Origin of the sequence: Bradyrhizobium yuanmingense, from assembly GCF_900094575.1 — a bacterium.
GTDB classification, from domain to species: domain Bacteria; phylum Pseudomonadota; class Alphaproteobacteria; order Rhizobiales; family Xanthobacteraceae; genus Bradyrhizobium; species Bradyrhizobium yuanmingense.
This window is the reverse complement of sequence record NZ_FMAE01000002.1, coordinates 396,550-418,760: the sequence shown is the minus strand read 5'-3', so window position 1 is coordinate 418,760 and position 22,211 is coordinate 396,550. Positions and strand designations below refer to the sequence as shown.

The window sequence follows — 22,211 nt, the reverse complement described above, 5'->3', positions numbered from 1 at the left end:
ATGGCCGCTGAGACCAATGGCAAGGGCAACGGCGCTCCCGCCACCAACGGAAAAGCCTATCCGATCGAAGACCACACCTACGACGTCGTCGTGGTCGGCGCCGGCGGTGCCGGCCTGCGCGCCGTCGTCGGCTGCAGCGAGGCCGGCCTCCGCACCGCCTGCATCACCAAGGTGTTTCCGACCCGTTCGCACACGGTCGCGGCGCAGGGCGGCATCTCCGCTTCGCTCGGCAACATGCACAAGGACGACTGGCGCTGGCACATGTACGACACCGTGAAGGGGTCGGACTGGCTCGGGGACCAGGACGCGATCGAATACATGGTGCGCAACGCGCCCGACGCGGTCTACGAGCTCGAGCATTGGGGCGTGCCGTTCTCGCGCACCGAGGACGGCAAGATCTACCAGCGTCCGTTCGGCGGCATGACCACCGAGTTCGGCAAGGCCCAGGCGCAGCGCACCTGCGCCGCCGCCGACCGCACCGGCCACGCCATGCTGCACACGATGTACGGCCAGTCGCTGCGCCACGCGGCCGAGTTCTTCATCGAGTTCTTCGCCATCGACCTGATCATGGACGACCAGGGCACCTGCCGCGGCGTCATCGCGCTCAAGCTCGACGACGGCACGCTGCACCGTTTCCGCGCCCAGACCACGATCCTGGCGACCGGCGGCTATGGCCGCGCCTATGCCTCCTGCACCTCGGCGCACACCTGCACCGGCGATGGCGGCGGCATGGTGCTGCGCGCCGGCCTGCCGATGCAGGACATGGAGTTCGTGCAGTTCCATCCGACCGGCATCTACGGCTCGGGCTGTCTCGTCACCGAGGGTGCGCGCGGCGAAGGCGGCTATCTCGTCAACGCCGAAGGCGAGCGGTTCATGGAGCGCTATGCGCCGTCGGCCAAGGACCTCGCCTCGCGCGACGTGGTCTCGCGCGCGATGACCATCGAGATCCGCGAGGGACGCGGCGTCGGCAAGAAGAAGGACCACATCTTCCTGCATCTCGACCATCTCGATCCCGCCGTGCTCGCCGAACGCCTGCCGGGCATCTCGGAATCGGCCAAGATCTTCGCCAATGTCGACGTGACGCGCGAGCCGATCCCGATCGTGCCGACCGTGCATTACAACATGGGCGGCATCCCCACGAACTATCACGGCGAGGTGCTGACCAAGAAGGACGGCGACGACAACGCGGTGATCCCCGGCCTGATGGCGATCGGCGAAGCGGCCTGCGTCTCCGTGCACGGCGCCAACCGCCTCGGCTCCAACTCGCTGATCGACCTCGTCGTGTTCGGCCGCGCCGCCGCGTTGCGCCTGGCCGAAAAGCTCACACCCAACGCCAAGCAGCCCGAGCTGCCGACGAACTCGGCCGAGATGGCGCTCGGTCGCCTCGACCATTACCGCTACGCCTCAGGCGGCACGCCGACCGCGAAGCTGCGCGAAGGCATGCAGCACGTGATGCAGAACAATTGCGCCGTGTTCCGCACCGGCGAAGTGCTGAGCGAAGGCCAGAACCTGATCGCGAAGGTCCACAGCGGCATCACCGACATCGCCGTCTCCGACCGCTCGCTGGTCTGGAATTCGGACCTCGTCGAGACGCTGGAGTTCGACAATCTGATCTCGCAGGCGGTGGTGACGATGAACTCGGCCGCCAACCGCACCGAGAGCCGCGGCGCCCATGCCCGCGAGGACTTCTCCGAGCGCGACGACAAGAACTGGATGAAGCACACGCTGGCCTGGCTGGACGATGCCGGCAAGGTCAGGATCGAGTATCGCCCGGTTCACAACTACACCATGACCAACGACGTGCAGTACATCCCGCCCAAAGCTCGCGTTTACTAAACGTCGCGCGTGTATTGATCGAACAGCGAAGGCCTTAATCGAATGGTTGAATTCGCACTTCCGAAGAACTCCAAGATCACTGGCGGCAAGACCTGGCCGAAGCCCCCGGGCGCGACCGAGCTCCGCGAGTTCAAGGTCTATCGCTGGAATCCGGACGACGGCAAGAATCCAAGCGTCGATACCTATTACATCGACACCAATGATTGCGGCCCGATGGTGCTGGACGGCCTGATCTGGATCAAGAACCACATCGACCCGTCGCTGACCTTCCGCCGCTCCTGCCGTGAAGGCGTCTGCGGCTCCTGCGCGATGAACATCGACGGCCAGAACACGCTGGCCTGCACCAAGTCCATGCACGACGTGAAGGACGGCGCGGTGAAGATCAACCCGCTGCCGCATCAGCCGGTGGTCAAGGACCTCGTCCCCGACCTCACCAATTTCTACGCGCAATACGCCTCGGTCGAGCCCTGGCTGAAGACGACCTCGCCGACGCCGCAGAAGGAATGGCGCCAGAGCCACGAGGACCGCGAGAAGCTCGACGGCCTCTACGAGTGCATCCTCTGCGCCTGCTGCTCGACCTCCTGCCCGAGCTATTGGTGGAACAGCGAGCGCTATCTCGGCCCCGCCGCGCTGCTCCAGGCCAACCGCTGGGTCTCGGATTCGCGCGACGAGGCCACCGGCGAGCGGCTCGACAATCTCGAGGACCCGTTCCGGCTCTATCGCTGCCACACCATCATGAACTGCGCCAAGGCCTGCCCGAAGGGCCTCAACCCGGCCGAAGCCATCGCCGAGCTCAAGCTCAAGATGGTCGAACGCCAGATCTGAGGCGAAGTCCCCCTTCCGCCCCGGCCAAACCGGCCGGGGTGTTCTGCATTTGCCGTTAATTCGAGCAGAATTTTTCTCTGACCCGCTCGACGCGCAAATTTCCGGCTCGCAACCAACGGTTCCAGCACAAGCTGCTTCCTTCCTTGCGCGGGATTCAGTTAAGCTCCCGTCAGGGACGGAGCGACTGTGCAGAGGGCGCAACGCAACTCGCTGAGGCTGTTGCAGTGGATGATGGCGGCATCCCTGGCGCTGCCGATTGCGCTGTTCGTCGTCGCCGCCGCGATCTCCTACACATCGACCAACGATACCGCCGACCGCGAGATCGAGCGCACGGTCGATGTCGCCCATGAGCACGCGCTCAAGGTCTTCGAGACCATCGACCGCAGCCTCGCCGAGCTCAACGAGGTCGTGCGCGGCCTGCCCGACGGCATCATCCGCGAGCGCGAGCCGACGCTGCATCGCCGGCTGAAGCGGCTGACCGATTCGCTGCCGCAGCTCAAATCGGCCTGGATCTTCGACGCGAACGGAAAGGCGCTGGTCAACAGCCTCGTCTCGCCGCCGCCGGACCTGAGCTTTGCCGACCGCGATTACTTCTATTCCCATGTCGACCAGAGCATCGGCACGTTCATCGGCACGGCGCTGACGCCACGACCGCCCTATCAGGGCGCCCGATTCTTCGGCGTCAGCCGCCGCCGCGAGTCCGACGACGGTCGCTTCATCGGCGTGATCCAGGCCTCCGTGTTGCCGGAATATTTCGAAAGCTTCTATGCCAGGATCGGCACCGATCCCGGCAACTTCTTCGCGATGGGGCGCACCGACGGCGCAATGCTCGCGCATTTTCCCCGGCTCGACCACGAGCTTCGGCTCGATCCGACCGGACCGGTGGGCCAGAAGATCGCGACCCAGCCCGTGCACGGCCTCATCACGGTCGCCTGGCCCTCGGACGGTATCGAGCGGCGCATCGCCTACCGGCGCGTCGCCGAATATCCGATCTATGTCAGCGCCGGATTGGAGACCTCTGCGATCCGCGCACGCTGGCTCGCCACCATCGGCCAGCATCTGGTGTTCGGCATTCCCGCCACCGCGCTGCTGTTCCTGCTGCTGGTGCTCGCTCTGCGGCGTACCCAGCACCTTCAGGCCGAAGCTGCAAAGCGGCGCGAGGCCGAGGAGGCGCTCAAGCACAGCCAGCGGCTGGAAGCGCTCGGCCAGCTCACCGGCGGCGTCGCGCACGACTTCAACAACCTCCTGACGGTGATCCGTGCTTCGGTCGATCTCTTGAACCGTCCGCAGCTGACGGAGGAGCGGCGACAACGCTACATCACGGCCATTGCCGATTCGGTGGCGCGCGCGGCCAAGCTGACTTCGCAATTGCTCGCCTTTGCGCGGCGCCAGACCCTCAAGCCGGAGGTGTTCGACGTCGGCGCACGGGTGCAGTCGCTGCACGACATGCTCGCCACGCTGCTCGGCCCCGCGATCGAGATCGTCATGCAGCTGCCGGCGGAGCCGTGCCTCGTCAATGCCGATGCCAGTCAGTTCGAGACGGCGCTGATCAACATGGCGACCAATGCGCGCGATGCCATGCAAGGCCAGGGGCGAATCGTTTTCAAGGTCGAGGCCACGACGACCGTTCCGGACGCGCTGGTGCAGCTTTCGGCCAGCCCGGACCACGGCTTCGTCCGCGTCACCGTCAGCGATACCGGCGTCGGCATTCCCGCCGCGCGGCTCGGGCGCATCTTCGAGCCGTTCTTCACCACCAAGCAGGTCGGCCGCGGCACCGGCCTCGGCCTGTCCCAGGTGTTCGGATTCGCCCGGCAGTCCGGCGGCGAGGTGACCGTGGCGAGCGAGGTGGGGCACGGCAGCACCTTCTCGCTCTATCTGCCGCGCGTGCCGCCGGGCCTGCTGCCGCAACGCCAAGCGCCCAACACGGCGCCGGCGGTGGCCGGCAGCGGCATGTCGGTGCTGGTGGTCGAGGACAATATCGAGCTGGCCAATTTCGCCGCCGACGGGCTCACCGAGCTCGGCTACAGCATCACGCTGGTCGACAACGCGGCCGACGCGCTCGCCGAGCTCGTCGTGGACGCCGATCGCTTCGATGTCGTGTTCTCGGACGTGGTGATGCCCGGGATGACCGGGCTCGATCTGGCGCAGGCGATCCGCGAGCGCGGACTCGGCGTGCCGGTCGTTCTGACCACCGGCTACAGCCAGGCCCTGTCGCAGGAGGGTACCGGCGGCTGCGACCTCGTGCAAAAGCCTTATTCGATCGAGGAATTGTCGCGCGTTCTGCATCGGGCGGCGCGGATCAGGCACGTCAGGGACGGCGCCGCCGAATAGGGGCTCCGGAACCTCGCGGGAACCGGCCGAGTTCCCTTGGCGTTGTCCGTTCATGTACAAGCCGGCCGCGACGCGTGAACAGGGCAAGAAGCCGCCCATCGTCAATATCGAGGGCGAGAACGGCGACGAAGTGACACCGCCGCCGCCCGAACTGGTCGAACCCGACCCCGAACTGTCACCCGAGGCAGCCGAGCAGGTCCGCAAGGATTATCTGCTGACACGGTTCTGGATCAGCGCCCGCGGCTTCTGGGGCCGCAACGGCGACCGCCTCGCCTGGCCGTTCTCGGTTGGTCTCGGCCTGCTGATCGTGCTGACCGTCGGCTTCCAATACGGCATCAATGTCTGGAATCGCGCGATCTTCGACGCCATCGAGAAGCGCGATGCGGCGAGCGTCTTCCATCTCACCGCAATGTTCTTCCCGCTCGCGATCGGCAGCATCGTGCTCGCAGTCGTGCAGGTGTTCGCGCGCATGGGCATCCAGCGACGCTGGCGCGCCTGGCTGACGGCGAGCGTGCTGACACGGTGGCTCAAGAACGGGCGCTACTATCAGCTCAACCTTGTCGGCGGCGACCACAAGAATCCCGAATACCGGATCGCGGAGGATTTGCGGATTGCGACCGACTCCCCCGTCGACTTCCTCGCCGGCGTGACTTCGGCGCTGCTGTCGGCCGCGACCTTCATCGTCGTGCTCTGGACCATCGGCGGGGCACTTACCGTCACGCTCGGCGGTTCGTCGGTGACCATTCCCGGCTTCCTCGTGATCGCCGCGATGCTGTACGCCGCGATCGCATCCGGATCGATCGTGGTGATCGGCCGGCGCTTCGTGCAGGTCTCCGAGGGCAAGAACCAGGCCGAAGCCGAGTTCCGCTACACCCTGACGCGCGTGCGCGAGAACGGCGAGAGCATCGCCCTGCTCGGCGGCGAGGAGGAGGAGCGCGACGGCATCGATCGCAACTTCACGAGCGTGCTGCGGCAATGGGCGCGCCTTGCCGGCCAGCACATGCGCACCACGCTGGTGTCGCAAGGATCGAGCCTCGTTGCGCCGGTCGTGCCGCTTCTGCTCTGCGCGCCAAAGTTCCTCGACGGCAGCATGACGCTGGGCCAGGTGATGCAGGCCGCGTCCGCCTTCACGATCGTGCAGAGCGCGTTCGGCTGGCTGGTCGACAATTATCCGCGGCTCGCCGACTGGAATGCCTGTGCGCGGCGCATCGCCTCGCTGATGATGTCGCTCGACGGCCTCGAGCGCGCCGAGCAGGGCGACGGCCTCGGCCGCATCAAGCGCGGCGAGACCAGCAACGAGGCCATGCTGGAGCTGAAGGATCTCTCGGTCACGCTCGACGACGGCACCGCCGTGGTCGGCGAGACCGAGGTGGTGATCGAGCCCGGCGAGCGGCTGCTGGTCGCCGGCGAATCCGGCACCGGCAAGAGCACGCTGGTGCGCGCCATCGCCGGGCTGTGGCCGTGGGGCGGCGGCAGCGTGAATTTCCATGCCGATCGCCGGCTGTTCATGCTGCCGCAGCGGCCCTATGTGCCCTCCGGCTCCTTGCGGCGGGCGGTCGCCTATCCCGGCGCGGCCGACCACTGGACTTTGGACGAGATCGGCGCAGCCCTGCACAAGGTCGGCCTCGATCATCTCAAGGAGAAGATCGAGGAGGAGGCACCGTGGGACCAGACCTTGTCGGGCGGCGAGAAGCAGCGCCTCGCCTTTGCGCGGCTGCTCCTGCACAACCCCGACATCGTCGTGCTCGATGAGGCGACCTCGGCGCTCGACGAGAAGAGCCAGGACAAGATGATGCAGATGATCACCGAGGCGCTGCCGAAGGCGACCATCGTCAGCGTCGCGCATCGCGCCGAGCTGGAGGCTTTCCACAGCCGCAAGATCGTGCTGGAGCGACGCAAGGGCGGCGCCAAGCTCGTCAGCGATATCGACCTGATTCCGCGCAAGGGCCGGCGCCGGCTGCTCGGACGGTTCTTGCGGCAGCGCAAGGCGCCAAAGAAGGCGGCGTGATCCGTAGCCCGGATGGAGCGTAGCGCAATCCGGGAAGGTCCATCCGCGCGGCAAGAATCCCGGATTACGCTGCGCTCCATCCGGGCTACCGGACTGTGATCGAGCGTTGGAGTCCTCGTCAAAACCGGTTATGCATGCGCCGCCTGCAACGAGGATCTGCTGCTTGACGTCCGACAATGCCCCTTCGCCCGCGCCGTTCGGTGCGTTTGCGCCCAATGCGGCGCAGGCTGCGATCATCCGCCTCGCTCAACGGTCGGGACTGAAGCGCGGCGCGTTCCGGCCGTGGATGTCGCGGCTGGTCAACCTGCTGCGCAGCGGCCCGGTCGACGTGCAATATCAGGGCGCCTCGTTCCGCTTCCATCACCAGGGCAGCGCGACCGAGCGCGGCGCGCTGTTCAATCCCGACTACAATCTGGACGAGCTCGACTTCCTGCGCCAGCACACCCCCGTGGGTGGCGTGTTCGTCGATGTCGGCGCCAATGTCGGCACCTTTGCGCTGGTGATGGCGCGGCAGGTCGGGCCATCCGGACAAGTGGTCGCGATCGAGCCGCATCCGCTGACCTTCGGACGGCTCTCGTTCAACCACGCCGCATCGAAGACGCCGCAGGTGCGCCTGGTGCAGGCCGCCGCGGGCGACAGCGACGGCGAGCTGATGATCGAGAGCGGCGGCGGCAACCTCGGCGCCACCCACGTCGTCACCGGCACGGCCAGTGCCGAGGCCATCAAGGTGCCGTCGCTGCGCCTGGTGCGCATTCTGGAGGAGGCCGGCGTCGGCCAAGTCGATTCGCTCAAGATCGACGTCGAGGGCTTTGAGGACCGCGTGCTGATCGGCTTCTTCCGCGACGCGCCGCAATCGCTCTGGCCACGTGCGGTGGTGATCGAGCATCTGTCACAAAACGAATGGCAGCAGGATTGTATTGCCGACATGGTCGGGCGCGGCTTTACGATCGCACGCAAGACACGAAGCAATACGTTTTTGTCCCGCTGACGGGTACGAACAAGGGAGGTTGCGATGATCGATCATCTGGGATTCTCCGTCTCCGACTATGAGCGCGCCAAGGCGTTCTATGCGAAGGCACTGGCGCCGCTCGGCTACAGCCTGATCATGGAGGTCACTGCCGAGCAGACCGGACACGCTGCGGCTGCAGGCTTCGGTGCCGACGGCAAGCCCGATTTCTGGATCGGGGACGAAGGCGCGATGAACAAGCCGGTGCATGTCGCCATCCGCGCCAATGACCGCGCCACCGTCGATGCGTTCTACAAGACGGCGATGGCGGCCGGCGGCCGCGACAACGGCCCGCCCGGCATCCGCCCGCATTATCACGCGAACTATTACGGCGCCTTCGTGCTCGACCCCGACGGCCACAACATCGAAGCGGTCTGCCACACGCCGGAATAATCCGGTCTCGAAGCGATGTGACGCGGAACATCGGTGCTGCACCTTCGTTGTTGTTCTCTGACAACGATCCCGATGATGCCGATGCCGATTGAACCGCCCGAGATTCCGCCGTCGACGCCCGGTACGCCGACTGAGCCGCCGCCCGGAATCCCGCCCGGCAATCCGCAGCCCGAAATCACGCCGCCGGTGCGCGAGCCCGGCTCGCCGCCGCGGCCCGACGAATTGCCGGGCCGCATGCCTGAGGAGATCCCATCGCGCGGACCGAACGGGCCGCTCACGCCCAATCCTGCGACGGATGCGATTCCGCTGCGCGATCACGCGTGAAGCAGCGAAGCAATGTCAGGCGATTGCCACCAGCGTCTGAATGCGCAATGAACGTTGCCATAGTGAGATGATTTGCGTGCAGAAATAAATCGGGTCGCAGTTGCATCGCCCGCCACAATGCGGCCTAACGCTTGGCCGTTCATCCCGACACTTCGACAAAGAACCTTCCGGGGAAATTCACCACATGACCAACCTTCGTTTCGTGCTGCTTGCGACGACGGCTCTGACCGCGATGCAATTGGCCAACACCGCATCGCATGCGCAAGACGCTGCGCCGTTCGTCGTCGCTCAGGCCCAGCCGCAGGACGCGGGCCCTGACGGAAGACCGAAGCAGCCGCCGAAGGGACCGCCAGGCGCGGCGCCGCCTGCAGCACCCGCACGCCCCGCGGCTGCGCCGCCGGCGGCTGCACCGCCCCAGCCGCCTGCAGCTCCTCCGCCGGCCGCAGCACCGCCGCGCCCGGCAGCGCCGCCACCGCCTCCGCCTCCCCCTGCGGCCCGCCCGGCACCTCCGCCGCCGCCTCCCCCTGCAGCCCGTCCGGCGCCTCCGCCGCCCCCGCCGCCGCCTGCTGCTCCGAAGCAGCCTTCGCCGCCTCCGGCCGCGGCCCCGCAGCAGCAAGCCCCGACACCGCCGCCTCCGGCCGCGCGTCCCGCTGCCCCGCCGCCGCCTGCCGCACGCCCGGCTCCCACGCCGCCCGCACCGCCCCCTGCGGCGGCGCCGCAGCAGCAGGCCCCGACTACACCACCGCCTGCCGCTCGTCCGACCCCGCCCCCGCCGCCGCCCCCTCCCGCAGCGGCTCCGCCGGCTCGGCCGACTCCCGCGCCTGCGCCTACGGCAACACCGCCTGCTCCGACAGCCGCGCCCCCGGCCCGCCCCGGCGCGCCTGCGCCGGCAGTCACGCCGGCTCCAACGGCGACCCCGGCACCGACGACGCCACCTGCGCCAACCGCAACGCCGGCTCCCGGCAGCACGCCCGGCGCAGCGCCGGCTGGTCGCCCCGGCGCACCTCCGCCCGGCGTACGTCCTGGCGCGCCGCCGCCCCCGGCGGGATCACCCGCACCCGGCGCCACGCCCGCTCCAACGGCAACGCCCGCGCCCGGCAGCACGCCGCCACCCCCGCCGCCCGGACGTCCGGGGTCGGCAACGCCCGCGCCCGGCGCAACCCCGGCCCCGACAGCGACGCCAGCCCCGGGACAACAGGGTGGAACGCCTCCTGCCGGCGCGCCCGCCGCCGGGACTCCGGCTGCGCCGCCGCAGGCTGGTGCGCCCGCCCGGCCGCCGGCACCTCCGGCCGGCGCCGCGGCTCCGACCGTGGTGCCCGGCACGCCGGCCGCAGCGCCGCCGCCCGACCGGGCACAATACAGACCGCCGACGGTCGCGCCGGCTTTCCGCGCCGCGCCGACAGTCGCCGCGCCCCTGCCGCCGCCGCCGCGTCCGCAGCAGCGTGACCTGACGCCGCTCGCGATCGGCGCGGGCGTGGTGGCCGGCGCCGTGATCGGCGCCACCATCGCCGATATCCATAACCAGCGGCGCGAGGTCGTCGAAGGCGGCCGCACCGTCTACACCGAGCCGGACCGCATCATCATCCGCGATCCGGGCGGGCAGGCTTACGTCCGCGGCAACGATCTCTATCGCTTCCGCTATGGCGCCCGCGACATCCGCACCGACACCGTCGGCGGCGAAACCCGCACCGTCGTGATCCGTCCCGACGGCAGCGAGGTGATCACCGTGGTCGGGCCGGACGGCTCGCTGCTGCGTCGTATCCGCCGGGACCCGCGCGGACGCGAGATCGTGATCATCGACAACACCTACCGCGATCCGCGGGCGGTCGGCGGCTTCTACGTCGACGTGCCGCCGCCGGTGGTCAACATTCCCTACGATCGCTACATCGTCGACGCCCAGGAGGCGCCGCCGCAGGTGATCTACGAAACGATGCGGGCTCCGCCGGTGCAGCGGATCGACCGGCGCTACTCGCTCGACGAGATCCGCTACAGCCCGAATGTTCGCATGCAGATGCCGAGCATCGACGTCAACACGATCAACTTCGAGACCGGATCGTGGACCATTCCGCCGGATCAGGCGGCGCGGCTGCAAGTGATCGCCGACGGCATCAACCAGGCGCTCCAGGCCAACCCGCAGGAGGTGTTCCTGATCGAGGGCCACACCGATGCGGTCGGCAACGAGGTCGACAATCTGTCGCTGTCGGATCGCCGCGCGCAGGCCGCAGCTGAATTGCTGACGCAGCAATTCAGTGTGCCCGCGGAGAACCTGACGTCGCAGGGCTATGGCGAGCAGTATCTGAAGGAGCAGACGCAAGGCGCGAGCCTGATCAACCGGCGCGTCACCGTCCGTCGCATCACGCCGTTGCTCAACGGCGACCAGGCCAACGCGGCGCCTCCGCCGCGCCAGTAAGACCTTCGCAGAAGACAATGGCCGGGAGCGATCCCGGCCATTTTTCTTGTCACGCCGTCATTGCTTCCGACGGCAGGCATGCCTCGCAAACGGCGGCAACATGCCGGTGATCGGTGCCGCAACAGCCGCCGAGAATGCGCATGCCGGGGAATGCGCGCCTGAGCAAATGGTAGCGGCGGCCGAGATCTTGGGGATCACCACTGTCAAGCGCCTCCGATTCGTCGAGCTCGGCGTGGCTCTTGACCGATGCATTGGCTCTGATGCCGTGGATGCGCTGAACCCACGCCTCGCCTGCGGCGAGTGCACTCTCGAAGTGAGTTGGGTGCGCGCAATTGATCAGGAAGTATTCGCAGGCACGTTCAGTTGCGTCGTCGACCGCCTCGATCGCCTCGCGCAGCGACTCTCCCCGGACGAGGCGGCCATCGGTTTCGACCGTGAAAGAGATGGCGACCGGAATGTCCTGCCTCTTGGCTGCACGGACCACGCCCACCGCTTCGTTGATGCTGTTCAGCGTGAATGCAGTCACCATGTCGGCGCCCGCCTCGGCGAAGGCCGCGATCTGGCCTGAGTGGTAGGCTTCCGCCTCCGCCGCGTCCATGTTGCCGGCCTTGTAGCCGTCGCCTCGCGGACCGATCGCGCCATTGATGACGCAAGGCGTGCCGGGCAACTCCCAGACGCCGCGCAACTCGTCGAGGAAGCGGATGGCGCGCATGTTGATGGCCTTAAGCCTGGCCGCATCATAGCCGAGCTTGGCGCCCCAATTGGGGTTGGCGCGCCAGGTCGGACTGTCGAGGACAAAGCCGAGCCCATGCTGCCGCGCGATACGCAGGTAGGCTTCGTAGTACTGCCTCAAATGCGCGCGGCCATCCGCGCTGTCGAGCAGCACGAATGCCGCAAAGTGGGGCAGCTCCAGCCCGTGCTGAAAGATGAGGGTTGTTTCCATGCCGCCATCGGTCAGGAAAATGCCGCCGCCGCGCTGCGGCAGACCATGTCTGTATCTGGCCATTGATCGCTCCATCATTTGGACGGGCCGCTCTCTTCACTCGGTCGCGCTAGGCCCGTGTTCGGTCGCGGCATTTGGTGCCGCATAATGTCGCGTCGCTCTAGAAGCCCCGTGGTGCGGCTGAACTTCCACCCGCAAGCGGAGACAAATCAATGATTTGCAGGAGTCACGCGGAGTGGGCCTTGGCCCCCAAGGGCCAATTTCCGCACCGTCGGTACAGTTCTGGAGACATCGATGGGAAAGGGCGAAGCGACGCGCGAGCGCATTCTCGAGATCGCGGAAGCGGCGGTGCTTGCAAAGGGCTTCGGCGCCACCTCGATCGAGGAGGTCATTGCCGAGGCCGGACTGACCAAGAGCGGCTTCTTCTATCACTTCAGGGACAAGAACGCGCTCGCACGGGAGATGCTGCGCCGGTACGTGGATACGAATGACCGCCTGTTCGATGAGATCTTCAGGCGCGGACGTGAGCTCTCCGACGACCCGCTGCAGTCGTTCCTGATCTCGCTGAAACTACTCGCTGAAGTCATGGCCGATCTGCCGAACGGCCATCCCGGCTGTCTGATCGCCAGCATCTGCTACCAGGAGCGCTTGTTCGACCGCGATGTTCGCGATCTGACTGCACAATCGGTCCGGAGCTGGAATGCGCACTTCCGCGAGATTCTCGACGGCATCGCCGCGGTCTATCCGCCCCGCGAGCCGATCGACCTCGACGATCTCGCGGAGATGATCTCGTGCGTGGTCGACGGCGCAATCATCATGTCGAAGACGCTCAACGACCCGAAGCGGCTGGAGCGACAGATCCTGCTCTTCCGCAGCTGCGTGAAGCTGGTCTTCACGCCGCCTCACTCGTCGTGAATTGATGGAACGTGAGCGGACCAGGGCGGCCCGTCCTGCCGCGCTCGCCAGCGGCAGGAATGTGATTGGGCCCAGGTTGGCCAGTCGCCCCCATCATTCTCGCGCAGCCAATCCCAGCGCCTCGGCCATGACGCGGAACACTTCGGTATTGTCCATCGAGCCGTGCACGCGCTCGCTCCCCGGGCCCGCCGCCGTGACAATGACGTCCTCGCCCGAATGCACGCTGGCGCCGACCAGCGACGACAGATTGCCGGGGCGCAGCACCGCGCCCGGGACCTCCTTGTATTTGTCGTTGGCCTTGAAGGTGCCGTCGTCGCCGGCCTTGACGGTCGGCTCGTTGGGATTGTCGAGCTTCGGACGGAACGTCTCGTAATGATCGGGCAGGCTCGCCGAGAAGATGGCAAGCCGGCGGCTCACGTCGATGCGTGACGGATAACCTTCCGCATCCGGCGCGGGATAGTTGGGGAATCCGGCCTGATCGTAGACCCCGACGCGCTCGCGCAAGGGCACGTTGGGCGTCGTGCCCATGTCGTCGTTCACCGTGCCGACCAGGCTGTTGGGGTGATTGTGATCGGCCAGCACCAGGATGAGGGTGTCGTCGCCGCGTGCGCGCGCCCATTCGCGCGTCTGACGCACCGCGTTGTCGAGCATGATCGTGTCGTAGACCGCGCGCTCCATGTCGAGCAAATGCGCGTATTTGTCGATCATTCCGGATTCGACCATCAGGAAGAAGCCGGCTTCGTTCTTCGAGAGGATTTTCAACGCCGCCTGCACCTGCTCGGTCAGATCAGGCTGCTCGGGGAATTTCTTGACGCCGCCGCCCTTGAGGAATTTGCGGTCGAGCGCGCCGTCCATGTTGCCGGTGGCGAACAGGCCGAGCAGCTTGCTCGTCTCCTGCTTGGCGGCGGAGGCGCTGAGCTCGCCCGCGGTGGTCGCCACCTGATAGCCGGCATCGCGAAACTTCGCGATGTAGTCGGTCTCGTCCTTGCGCTTGGAGCCGGCAGCCGACTTCGGCAGAAAATTCGCGCTGCCGCCGCCCATCATCACATCCGGCTTTGCCGCGAAGAACTGCTCGACGATGTCGTCATAGGCGGCACGCCGGCGGGTGTGCGCGACCATCGCCGCCGGCGTCGCGTCTTCGATCTCGGTATTGGTGACGACACCGATCGCCATGCCGAGCCGCCTTTTGGCGAGGCTGGTGATGGTTTCGACCTTGGGATCGTCGAGCGGGCTCGCGCTGCGGTCGGCATAGACGCCGAGGGCATTGACGGCGCTCTTGTGCCCGGTCGCATAGGCGCTCGCCGAGTTCGCGGAGTCCGTGATGATCGAGTCCGAGCCGGCGGTTGCCACCAGCGCCATATGGGGCATGTCGTCGATGGCGAGCTTGCCGCGGCTCTTGCCTTCCGAAATGCCCTTGGACAGGATTCGCGCGGCGACCCGATGCGCCGGCGACATGCCGTCGCCGATGAACAGGATGACGTTCTTCGCCTTGCGCGGGCCGGTGTCGTAAACCGTCCATGTGACGCTGCGCTGGCGCGTGCCGTCGCTCACATCCACGTTTACGCTGCCCGGCTTGGTCAGCGTGACGTCGCGCAGGACCAGGGCCGACTGCTCCTTGCCGTCCTCGCGCTCGACGAAGGTTCCGGAGCGGCCGAACGCGGCCGCGTAATCCGCGCCGTTCACCGTCACCTTCAACTTGGCGGGATCGATCAGCCCCGGGAGCTCGACCTTGAAGTCGAACTTGGCTCCGGCCAGGATCTCGGCGCGATCGATCGGATAGATCGTCTGCGCCGACGATGATGATGCCCAACAGAGAACAATGAGAGAGGCGAGTGCCGATCCCCTGACCATGTGCGATGCTCCGCAATCCCGTTTCCAACAGTGAAAGCGTAGCGGCCGAGAATGACAGCGTCATTAAGCTCGGTGCCCGGATGGAGCGAAGCGCAATCCGGGCTCCGGAAAGCCTCAGCCCTTGTCGCTCTCGAGCCGGAAGATCTGCGAGCCTTCGCTGCCCGACAACAGGCCGGTCTTCGAATAGAGACCGAGCTTGGTGCGGGTGTCGGCGATGTCGAGGTTGCGCATGGTGAGCTGGCCGATGCGGTCGGCCGGCGTGAAGGCGGCGTCCTCCACCTTCTCCATGCTCAGCCGCTCCGGCGCATAGGTAAGGTTGGGGCTCTCGGTGTTGAGGATCGAATAATCGTTGCCCCGGCGCAGCTCGAGCGTGACTTGGCCGGTGACGGCGCGCGCGACCCAGCGCTGTGCGGTCTCGCGCAGCATCAACGCCTGCGAATCGAACCAGCGGCCCTGATAGAGCAGGCGCCCCAGGCGCATGCCGCTGATCCGGTACTGTTCGATCGTGTCCTCGTTGTGGATGCCGGTGACGAGGCGCTCATAGGCGATGTGCAGCAGCGCCATGCCGGGCGCCTCATAGATGCCCCGGCTCTTGGCCTCGATGATGCGGTTCTCGATCTGGTCGCTCATGCCGAGGCCGTGACGACCGCCGATCGCGTTGGCCTCGAGGAACAGCGAGACCGGATCGGAGAAGGTCTGGCCGTTCAGCGCGGTCGGCTGCCCTTCCTCGAAACGCACCACGACCTTCTCGGCCTTGACGGCGCAGTCGTCGCGCCAGAACGGCACGCCCATGATCGGGGTGACGATCTTGATGCCGCTGTCGAGGCTCTCGAGATCCTTTGCCTCATGGGTGGCGCCGAGCAGATTGCTGTCGGTCGAATACGCCTTCTCCGCGCTCATCTTGTAGGCGAAGCCTTGCGCGGTCATGAATGCCGACATCTCGGCGCGGCCGCCGAGCTCGTCGATGAACTGCTGGTCGAGCCAGGGCTTGTAGATCTTCAGGCCGGGATTGGTGAGCAGGCCGTAGCGGTAGAAGCGCTCGATGTCGTTGCCCTTGAAGGTCGAGCCGTCGCCCCAGATGTTGACACCGTCTTCCTTCATCGCTGCGACCAGCATCGTGCCGGTGACGGCGCGGCCGAGCGGCGTGGTGTTGAAATAGGTGATGCCGCCGGTCGAGATGTGGAAGGCGCCGGACTGGATCGCGGCGATGCCCTCGTGGACCAGCTGCGTGCGGCAATCGACGAGGCGCGCGTTCTCGGCGCCGAACTCCATCGCCTTGCGCGGGATCTCGTTGTAGTCGGCTTCATCCGGCTGGCCGAGATTGGCGGTGTAGGCGTAGCAGCGCGCCCCCTTCTGCTTCATCCAGAGCAGCGCCGCAGAGGTGTCGAGGCCGCCCGAAAAAGCGATGCCGACTTTCTCACCCTTGGGCAGGCTTTTCAGGATCGTGGTCATGGGGCTTCCAATCGGGTCTCAAGCTGATGTGATGGGTGCGTTCGACCGCGCGAATATCAAATTTCGCGGGGCTCGGCACCCCTTTAATGGCTCAAACCGAGGGCTCGGGGCCGGTCTTGCGGCCGAACAGGCGCTGGCGAAGCCGGTAAGCGGGCATGTTCAGCCGGGTCAGGGCGGCATCCACCGCTTCGTCCGAGAACCGCGTCCGCGGCCAGCGGTAAATCAGCGCGTAGGCGAACCAGATCACGACGAAGGTGACGAGGCCGGCGATCGACACGTCCGTGAAAAAGTGCCCGCCGAAGGCCATGCGCAGGGCGCTGGTCAAGGCGCCGAACACCACGGCGGCGGCATAGGCGAGCGGCCGCCACGCCGGCGGCGCCAGCGCGGCCGGCGCCAGCGTCCAGAACGCCGTCGCGCCTTCGCCGGAGAAGAACGAGCAATTGCGCCCGCAAGTGCCGCGCGGATCCCACCACGGCACGAATTGCTGATCGCCGGCAAACTCGGTCACCACCACCGGACGCGGACGGCCCCAATAATTCTTGAACGTCAGGTTGGTCAAAATACCGGCCGACATGGTCATCGTCACCAGCAGGAAGATGACCGTACGCCCCGGCACCATCAGCGGCCGGTCGGGCCGGATCATCTTGACCACGAGCGCGACGATCGAGGGAAGGGCGAAGGCCCAGGCGATCCACATCGCCGCATCGCGCGCAAAGCCGGCCCACCCGTTCAGCTTGAGCGGAAACGTCTTGGTCTCCGCGTCGAAGAACAGCGATGCGAGCTTGAGGTCGAGCTCGGGATAGAGGCCGAAGACGACGCCGATCACGAGCCACAGCGCCAGGGCAATGAAGAGTCCGGTACGGTTCATGGCGCGCGGTTTAGCGGAGTGGGATGGAGATGGAAACCCCAGGGGAGGGTAGGAAACTCACCGCGGGCCCGGCCTTGAATTCGCCGGCAATGGCGGCGGTGGTTTCCGCGGGGACGGCGGTTCGCGCCAGACGCCGGCGTTGCGGCCGGCGATCAGCCAGTAGACGAAGCCGGCAACGATGCCCGCGCCGGTCATGATCTCCAGGTGACGCCGGACGATGCCCTCGAACTGCAGCGTGTCGGAATGGAACGGAACGAGGCCGAGATAGCAGGCGAGCCCGACAAGGCCGCCGCCGACCGCATAGGCGATCGCACTGCGGATATAGAGCGCTTCGGTGATCGCGACGATCACCGCCGCCGGCACCAGCGCAAAGCCCGACACGAAGATGAAGCCGAAGCCGAGCAGGATGTCGATCGTGCCCTGGTCGACCGGACCGGCGCCGAGATCGGCGAATTCCGGAAACAGCAGCGCGACGACGACGATCATGCCGCCGACAAAGCAGGCGGCGAGGAAGCCGATGAAGATGACGACGAGGCGGCCGATCAGGGACATGACGTCAAAATCACCTCGCCGTCATTGCGAGGAGCTCGCGACAAAATTGCGCAGCAATTTTGCGCTGATGCGACGAAGCAATCCAGACTGAGGCCGCGGAGATATTCTGGATTGCTTCGCTGCGCTCGCAATGACGAGGAGGCGAGAGCACGGGCATGACACACTAATCCGTCATCGCCATGGCGCGCAGCGCCTGGCGCTCGCGCGCTGAGAGCTTTTCCGTCTCCGACTTGAGCTGGCCGCAGGCGGCGAGGATGTCGCGGCCGCGCGGGGTGCGCACCGGCGAGGAATAGCCGGCGTTGAAGATGTATTCGGAGAACTTTTCGATCTGGTCCCAGTCCGAGCATTCATAAGCGGTGCCGGGCCAGGGATTGAACGGGATCAGGTTGATCTTGGCCGGAATGCCCTTGAGCATCTTTACCAGCAGCTTGGCGTCGTCGAGCGAATCGTTGACGCCCTTGAGCATCACATATTCGAAGGTGATGCGGCGCGCGTTGGAGGCACCGGGATAGTCGCGGCAGGCCTGCAGCAGCTCCTTGATCGGATATTTGCGGTTGAGCGGCACCAGCTCGTTGCGCAGCTCGTCGCGCACCGCGTGCAGCGAAATCGCGAGCATGACGCCGATCTCCTCGCCGGCGCGCACGATGTTCGGCACCACGCCCGAGGTCGACAACGTGATGCGGCGGCGGGAGATGCCGATGCCTTCGTTGTCGCCGACGATCAGAAGCGCATCGCGCACGGCGTCGAAATTGTAGAGCGGCTCGCCCATGCCCATCATCACGATGTTGGTGACGCGGCGCGTGCCGTCCTCGCGATCGGCCCAGTCATTCAATCGGTCGCGCGCGACCATCACCTGTCCGACGATCTCGCCGGCGGTGAGGTTGCGCACCAGGCGCTGGGTGCCGGTGTGGCAGAAGGCGCAATTGAGCGTGCAGCCGACCTGCGAGGAGACGCAGAGCGTGCCGCGGTCGGTCTCGGGGATGTAGACGCATTCGACTTCATGCGCCTTCTGAACATTGTCGCCGCTCGGCAGGCGCAACAGCCATTTGCGGGTGCCGTCGTTGGAGATCTGCTCGGCCACGACTTCCGGCCGGTCGACGGTGAAATGCTGGGCGAGCTCGGCGCGGATGCCCTTGGAGATCGAGCTCATCTCGTCGAAGCTCTGGGCGCCGCGGAAATAGATCCAGTGCCACAGCTGCTGCACCCGCATCTTGCGCTGGGCCGGCGCGACACCGATCTCGCCGAGCCGATCGGCAAGCTCGGTGCGCGACAGGCCGATCAGCGACGGCTTGGCCGGCGGCACATAGGTTTCGAGCGGGGTCTTCTCCACCAGGAGGCCGTTGTGCGGCTCGGTCGTCGGTTGCATTGAATGGACCTAATGGCTTGGTCGTTCCGGGATGGTCCGAAGAGATCGCGAAGCGACCCTGAGGACCAGACCCGGAACCTCGGAGATTCCGGGTTCGTGCTGTGCGCGCCCCGGAATGACGAAGAAATCTGGAACGGCCCCTATATAACAACCGGAACCGCCGATTGCGACCTTATCGCCCGCAGTCTTAACGCCGGCAATCCTGCGCGATCTTGTCGAGCGCCTGGGCGAGGCCCTTCAGCGAGAAGGTGTCGGTCGTCTCGGTCCCCTTGGCCGAGACGCCTTTGACGACGAGATCGGCGGATTTGCGCATGGCTTCGACCATCCGCTCCTCCTCGGCCGCGTTCTTGATCCAGAGCCCGTCCCCCTGCGTGTACATGGCGAAGGAGGCGCCGCCGACCTCGGCGGTCGATTCCGAGCCCGGCTTCAGCGCATAGCCGATCATGACCGAGACTTCGTTGTTGACCTTCTCGGCCGGCCGGGTCGAGACGAAGGCATAGGCGGGGTCGCGCGGCCGGTTCGGCGGGTTGGTTTTCGACGATGACGGCTTGGCCAGCGCGAAACAGACCTTCTTGCCGTTCGGCGTCGCCGAATAGGCACCCCAGGTGCCGAACTGCCCGATCAGGGTCGGCTCCGCGCCCCCCGCAACGGCCGCAGCCGGGGCCGCCGGCTTGCTCTCGGGCTTCGGGGCCGCCTTTGCGTTGGTGTTGGCCGGCGGCGCCGCCGGCTTCGGTGCCGCCTCTTTTGGAGCTGGACTGGACTTGGGCGTCGGTTGCGCCGTCTGCGCCCGCGCAGACACGGCGATTCCCCCGGCCGCCACGCCAGTCATCAAAGCTAAAATCAGCACCCGCCACATGCCGCAGTGGTTCCCTCAATATTGTGACTGGAAGATGGCCCGAGCGCGCTTTGTCCCCGGGCAGGGATAGCCGGGAAAGTTCAATTTGGGAAGGCAGTTAGCGGTATCTTCGGCGGCTAGGCCCTGGATCGGGCGGCGCGTTGCGCGGCCCATTGCGCCTCGGTCCAGCCGAGCAAATCCTCGGCGCCGGAACTGCGCAGATGCGCGCCACCGTCGATCACCACCATCTCGCCATTGATGTAGGCGGCGTGATCCGAGACCAGGAAGCTGGCGAGATCGGCGAGCTCGCCGTGCTCGCCGGTGCGGCCGAGCGGATTGCGCGAGGTCCAGCCTTCGTCGCGGCCTTCGGGACGGAGCTGCCCGGTGGCCCCTGCGGTCGGAAACGGGCCCGGCGCGATCGCCACGGTCCGGATGCCCTTCGGGCCCCATTCCACCGCAAGACTCCTGGTCATCGCCAGCAGTGCGGATTTCGCCATCGCCGAGGGAACGGTGAAGGCGCGGCCGGTAATGGTGGAGGTCGAGAGGATCGACAGCACGACGCCGCGATGGTTAGCCTCGATCCAGCGCCTGCCGGCGGCGAGCGTGCAATACATCGCGCCATGCAGTGTCGGCGCCAGGATCGCGTCCGCGGCGCGGAAGGAGAGATGCTCGCTCTGTGCGATGAAGGTGGCAGCGGCATTGTTGACGAGGATGTCGAGCGGCGCCTCGCGCCAGATCGCATCCATCATGCCGTCGACCGCCGCACCGTCGCGGATATCGCAGGCGATGGTGATGACCGTGCTGCCGGTCTCGTCGCGCATCTCGCGCGCCGTCGCCTCGAGCCGCTCGAGCTTGCGGCCGCAGATCACGAGCTCAGCGCCGAGCGCGAGGAAGCGACGCCCCATCGCAGCGCCCAGACCCGAACCACCCCCGGTAATGAGGATGCGCTTGTTCTTCAGCAGGCTTGTTTCAAACATCGTTTGAATCCTTTCTCCGCGGATTTCGTCATTGCGAGCCACCGGGTCCGCGCGAAGCGCGGCCCGATGACGGGCTTCGCGAAGCAATTCAGACTATTCCGCAGGACGGACTCTGGATTGCTTCGCTGCGCTCGCAACGACGGAGGATAGGCCGTCGCTGACCCCAGACAAAGAATCCGGATTGTCGCCACTGCCTAAATCCGGCAGAAACGGCCAAACTATAATTCCACCCGAAACGCCCTCAAGGTGCCGCCATGAAAGCCATCCTCTGCTCGCAATATTGCCAGCCCGACGACCTCGTCCTGACTGAGGTGCCCGATCCGGTGGCGGGGCCCGGCGAAGCCGTGATCGCGATCAAGGCGGCGGCGCTGAATTTCTTCGACATCCTGATGATCCAGGGCAAGTACCAGATCAAGCCGCCGTTCCCGTTCTCGCCGGCCGCGGAAGTTGCGGGCGTGATCGAGAGCATCGGCGCTGGTGTCACTGATCTCAAGGTCGGCGATCGCGTGGTCGCCTCCTGCGGCCACAACGGCGCACGCGAGAAGATCGCGCTGCCGGCGGCATCGATCGTGAAGATCCCCGACAATCTCGACTACGACCGCGCGGCCGGCATCATCATCATCTACGGCACCGCGCTGCATGCGCTGGAAGATCGCGCCAGCCCCAAGCCGGGCGAGACGCTCGCTGTGCTGGGCGCGGCCGGCGGCACCGGCCTTGCGGCCTGCGAGCTCGGCAAGCTGATGGGCTTGAAGGTGATCGCCTGCGCCTCGTCGGACGAGAAGCTCGAATTCGCCAAGGCGCACGGCGCCGAGCTGACGCTGAACTACGCCAAGGAAGATCTGAAGGAAGGCCTGCGCAAGCTCACCGGCGGCAAGGGCGTCGACATCATCTTCGATCCCGTTGGTGGTGCTTACGCCGAACAGGCGCTGCGCTCGATCGCATGGGAAGGCCGCTTCCTCGTCATCGGCTTTGCCGCCGGCGACATTCCCAAGATGCCGCTGAACCTCGCGCTCCTGAAGGGCTGCGACATCCGCGGCGTGTTCTGGGGCGCCTGGACCCGGCTCAACCCGGCCAAGAACCGCGCCAATCTGGAGAAGCTGGTGAAGTGGACCGCGGAAGGCAAGATCTCATCGCATGTCGACCGCACCTTCCCGCTGGCGCAGACGGCCGATGCGTTGAAGGTGTTGGCGGGACGTCAGGCCATGGGCAAGGTGATCTTGCATCCGTGAGGATGCGAGACGGAAACGCGTTTGTCGCGACCTGCACACCACACACTCACTGTCATCGCCCGCGAAGGCGGGCGATCCAGTACTCCGTGA

Annotated in this window: 18 protein-coding genes; 10 read left to right on the top strand and 8 right to left on the bottom strand. The window is 66.3% G+C overall.

The features are described from left to right. From sdhA to GA0061099_RS06990, 8 genes are all read left to right on the top strand, one after another. Positions 1-1,836 carry a succinate dehydrogenase flavoprotein subunit gene (gene sdhA, locus GA0061099_RS07025; protein ID WP_036002747.1) on the top strand — a complete coding sequence of 612 codons (1,836 nt, stop codon included), beginning with the start codon at positions 1-3 and terminating at the stop codon, positions 1,834-1,836. 42 nt (positions 1,837-1,878) lie between these two features. Then, positions 1,879-2,661, top strand: coding sequence for a succinate dehydrogenase iron-sulfur subunit (locus GA0061099_RS07020; protein WP_036002750.1), 783 nt, complete (start codon positions 1,879-1,881; stop codon positions 2,659-2,661). A 186-nt stretch (positions 2,662-2,847) separates the two neighbouring features. Further along, positions 2,848-4,992 (top strand): hybrid sensor histidine kinase/response regulator, encoded by a 2,145-nt coding sequence (locus tag GA0061099_RS07015; RefSeq protein WP_074447593.1) that lies wholly within the window; start codon positions 2,848-2,850, stop codon positions 4,990-4,992. A gap of 52 nt (positions 4,993-5,044) precedes the next feature. Next, the gene (locus GA0061099_RS07010) at positions 5,045-7,000 is read left to right on the top strand and encodes an ABC transporter ATP-binding protein/permease (protein ID WP_036024165.1); all 1,956 of its coding nucleotides are present in this window, start codon (positions 5,045-5,047) and stop codon (positions 6,998-7,000) included. A 163-nt stretch (positions 7,001-7,163) separates the two neighbouring features. Beyond that, positions 7,164-7,988, top strand: coding sequence for an FkbM family methyltransferase (locus GA0061099_RS07005; RefSeq protein WP_036024168.1), 825 nt, complete (start codon positions 7,164-7,166; stop codon positions 7,986-7,988). A gap of 24 nt (positions 7,989-8,012) precedes the next feature. Beyond that, entirely contained in the window at positions 8,013-8,399 is a 387-nt protein-coding gene (locus tag GA0061099_RS07000; protein ID WP_036024166.1) for a VOC family protein, read from the top strand. Positions 8,400-8,480: 81 nt separating this feature from the next. Further along, positions 8,481-8,723, top strand: coding sequence for a hypothetical protein (locus tag GA0061099_RS06995; protein ID WP_036024169.1), 243 nt, complete (start codon positions 8,481-8,483; stop codon positions 8,721-8,723). A 184-nt stretch (positions 8,724-8,907) separates the two neighbouring features. Further along, a complete protein-coding gene (locus GA0061099_RS06990) occupies positions 8,908-11,133 on the top strand; it encodes an OmpA family protein (RefSeq protein WP_074447592.1) in 2,226 nt (741 codons plus the stop codon). Positions 11,134-11,182: 49 nt separating this feature from the next. Here GA0061099_RS06990 and GA0061099_RS06985 read toward each other — a convergent pair whose 3' ends face one another. Further along, the gene (locus tag GA0061099_RS06985; protein WP_036024178.1) at positions 11,183-12,139 is read right to left on the bottom strand and encodes a homocysteine S-methyltransferase family protein; all 957 of its coding nucleotides are present in this window, start codon (positions 12,137-12,139) and stop codon (positions 11,183-11,185) included. A gap of 231 nt (positions 12,140-12,370) precedes the next feature. Here GA0061099_RS06985 and GA0061099_RS06980 point away from each other — a divergent pair, with 231 nt between their 5' ends. Next, positions 12,371-12,991 carry a TetR/AcrR family transcriptional regulator gene (locus GA0061099_RS06980; RefSeq protein ID WP_074447591.1) on the top strand — a complete coding sequence of 207 codons (621 nt, stop codon included), beginning with the start codon at positions 12,371-12,373 and terminating at the stop codon, positions 12,989-12,991. 93 nt (positions 12,992-13,084) lie between these two features. On the opposite strand, the gene GA0061099_RS06975 is transcribed toward GA0061099_RS06980, so the two are convergent. The 7 genes from GA0061099_RS06975 to GA0061099_RS06945 form a co-directional block, all read right to left on the bottom strand. After that, positions 13,085-14,842: an alkaline phosphatase gene (locus tag GA0061099_RS06975; RefSeq protein ID WP_036024183.1), complete on the bottom strand. Its 1,758-nt coding sequence runs from the start codon at positions 14,840-14,842 to the stop codon at positions 13,085-13,087. Positions 14,843-14,956: 114 nt separating this feature from the next. Further along, a complete protein-coding gene (argG, locus tag GA0061099_RS06970) occupies positions 14,957-16,294 on the bottom strand; it encodes an argininosuccinate synthase (protein WP_036024185.1) in 1,338 nt (445 codons plus the stop codon). 91 nt (positions 16,295-16,385) lie between these two features. After that, complete coding sequence (locus GA0061099_RS06965; RefSeq protein ID WP_036002803.1) at positions 16,386-17,162, bottom strand: phosphatase PAP2 family protein; 777 nt, start codon at positions 17,160-17,162, stop codon at positions 16,386-16,388. A gap of 57 nt (positions 17,163-17,219) precedes the next feature. After that, entirely contained in the window at positions 17,220-17,714 is a 495-nt protein-coding gene (locus GA0061099_RS06960) for a hypothetical protein (RefSeq protein WP_036024186.1), read from the bottom strand. Positions 17,715-17,877: 163 nt separating this feature from the next. Beyond that, positions 17,878-19,080, bottom strand: coding sequence for a dual-specificity RNA methyltransferase RlmN (rlmN, locus tag GA0061099_RS06955; RefSeq protein ID WP_036024187.1), 1,203 nt, complete (start codon positions 19,078-19,080; stop codon positions 17,878-17,880). Between the two features lie 187 nt (positions 19,081-19,267). Beyond that, the gene (locus tag GA0061099_RS06950; protein WP_036002810.1) at positions 19,268-19,936 is read right to left on the bottom strand and encodes an invasion associated locus B family protein; all 669 of its coding nucleotides are present in this window, start codon (positions 19,934-19,936) and stop codon (positions 19,268-19,270) included. 116 nt (positions 19,937-20,052) lie between these two features. Next, a complete protein-coding gene (locus GA0061099_RS06945; protein ID WP_036024188.1) occupies positions 20,053-20,892 on the bottom strand; it encodes an SDR family oxidoreductase in 840 nt (279 codons plus the stop codon). A gap of 254 nt (positions 20,893-21,146) precedes the next feature. Between GA0061099_RS06945 and GA0061099_RS06940 the strand changes: the two genes are divergently transcribed. Beyond that, on the top strand, positions 21,147-22,121 hold the full coding sequence (locus GA0061099_RS06940; RefSeq protein WP_036002812.1) for an NADPH:quinone oxidoreductase family protein: 975 nt from the start codon (positions 21,147-21,149) through the stop codon (positions 22,119-22,121). Positions 22,122-22,211: the final 90 nt, after the last annotated feature.

Coding starts and splice junctions, on each gene's coding strand:
- sdhA (WP_036002747.1), top strand. CDS start 1: ATGGCCGCTGAGACCAATGGCAAGGGCAACGGCGCTCCCGCCACCAAC.
- GA0061099_RS07020 (WP_036002750.1), top strand. CDS start 1,879: ATGGTTGAATTCGCACTTCCGAAGAACTCCAAGATCACTGGCGGCAAG.
- GA0061099_RS07010 (WP_036024165.1), top strand. CDS start 5,045: ATGTACAAGCCGGCCGCGACGCGTGAACAGGGCAAGAAGCCGCCCATC.
- GA0061099_RS07000 (WP_036024166.1), top strand. CDS start 8,013: ATGATCGATCATCTGGGATTCTCCGTCTCCGACTATGAGCGCGCCAAG.
- GA0061099_RS06995 (WP_036024169.1), top strand. CDS start 8,481: ATGCCGATTGAACCGCCCGAGATTCCGCCGTCGACGCCCGGTACGCCG.
- GA0061099_RS06990 (WP_074447592.1), top strand. CDS start 8,908: ATGACCAACCTTCGTTTCGTGCTGCTTGCGACGACGGCTCTGACCGCG.
- GA0061099_RS06985 (WP_036024178.1), bottom strand. CDS start 12,139: ATGGCCAGATACAGACATGGTCTGCCGCAGCGCGGCGGCGGCATTTTC.
- GA0061099_RS06980 (WP_074447591.1), top strand. CDS start 12,371: ATGGGAAAGGGCGAAGCGACGCGCGAGCGCATTCTCGAGATCGCGGAA.
- GA0061099_RS06975 (WP_036024183.1), bottom strand. CDS start 14,842: ATGGTCAGGGGATCGGCACTCGCCTCTCTCATTGTTCTCTGTTGGGCA.
- argG (WP_036024185.1), bottom strand. CDS start 16,294: ATGACCACGATCCTGAAAAGCCTGCCCAAGGGTGAGAAAGTCGGCATC.
- GA0061099_RS06965 (WP_036002803.1), bottom strand. CDS start 17,162: ATGAACCGTACCGGACTCTTCATTGCCCTGGCGCTGTGGCTCGTGATC.
- GA0061099_RS06960 (WP_036024186.1), bottom strand. CDS start 17,714: ATGTCCCTGATCGGCCGCCTCGTCGTCATCTTCATCGGCTTCCTCGCC.
- rlmN (WP_036024187.1), bottom strand. CDS start 19,080: ATGCAACCGACGACCGAGCCGCACAACGGCCTCCTGGTGGAGAAGACC.
- GA0061099_RS06950 (WP_036002810.1), bottom strand. CDS start 19,936: ATGTGGCGGGTGCTGATTTTAGCTTTGATGACTGGCGTGGCGGCCGGG.
- GA0061099_RS06945 (WP_036024188.1), bottom strand. CDS start 20,892: ATGTTTGAAACAAGCCTGCTGAAGAACAAGCGCATCCTCATTACCGGG.
- GA0061099_RS06940 (WP_036002812.1), top strand. CDS start 21,147: ATGAAAGCCATCCTCTGCTCGCAATATTGCCAGCCCGACGACCTCGTC.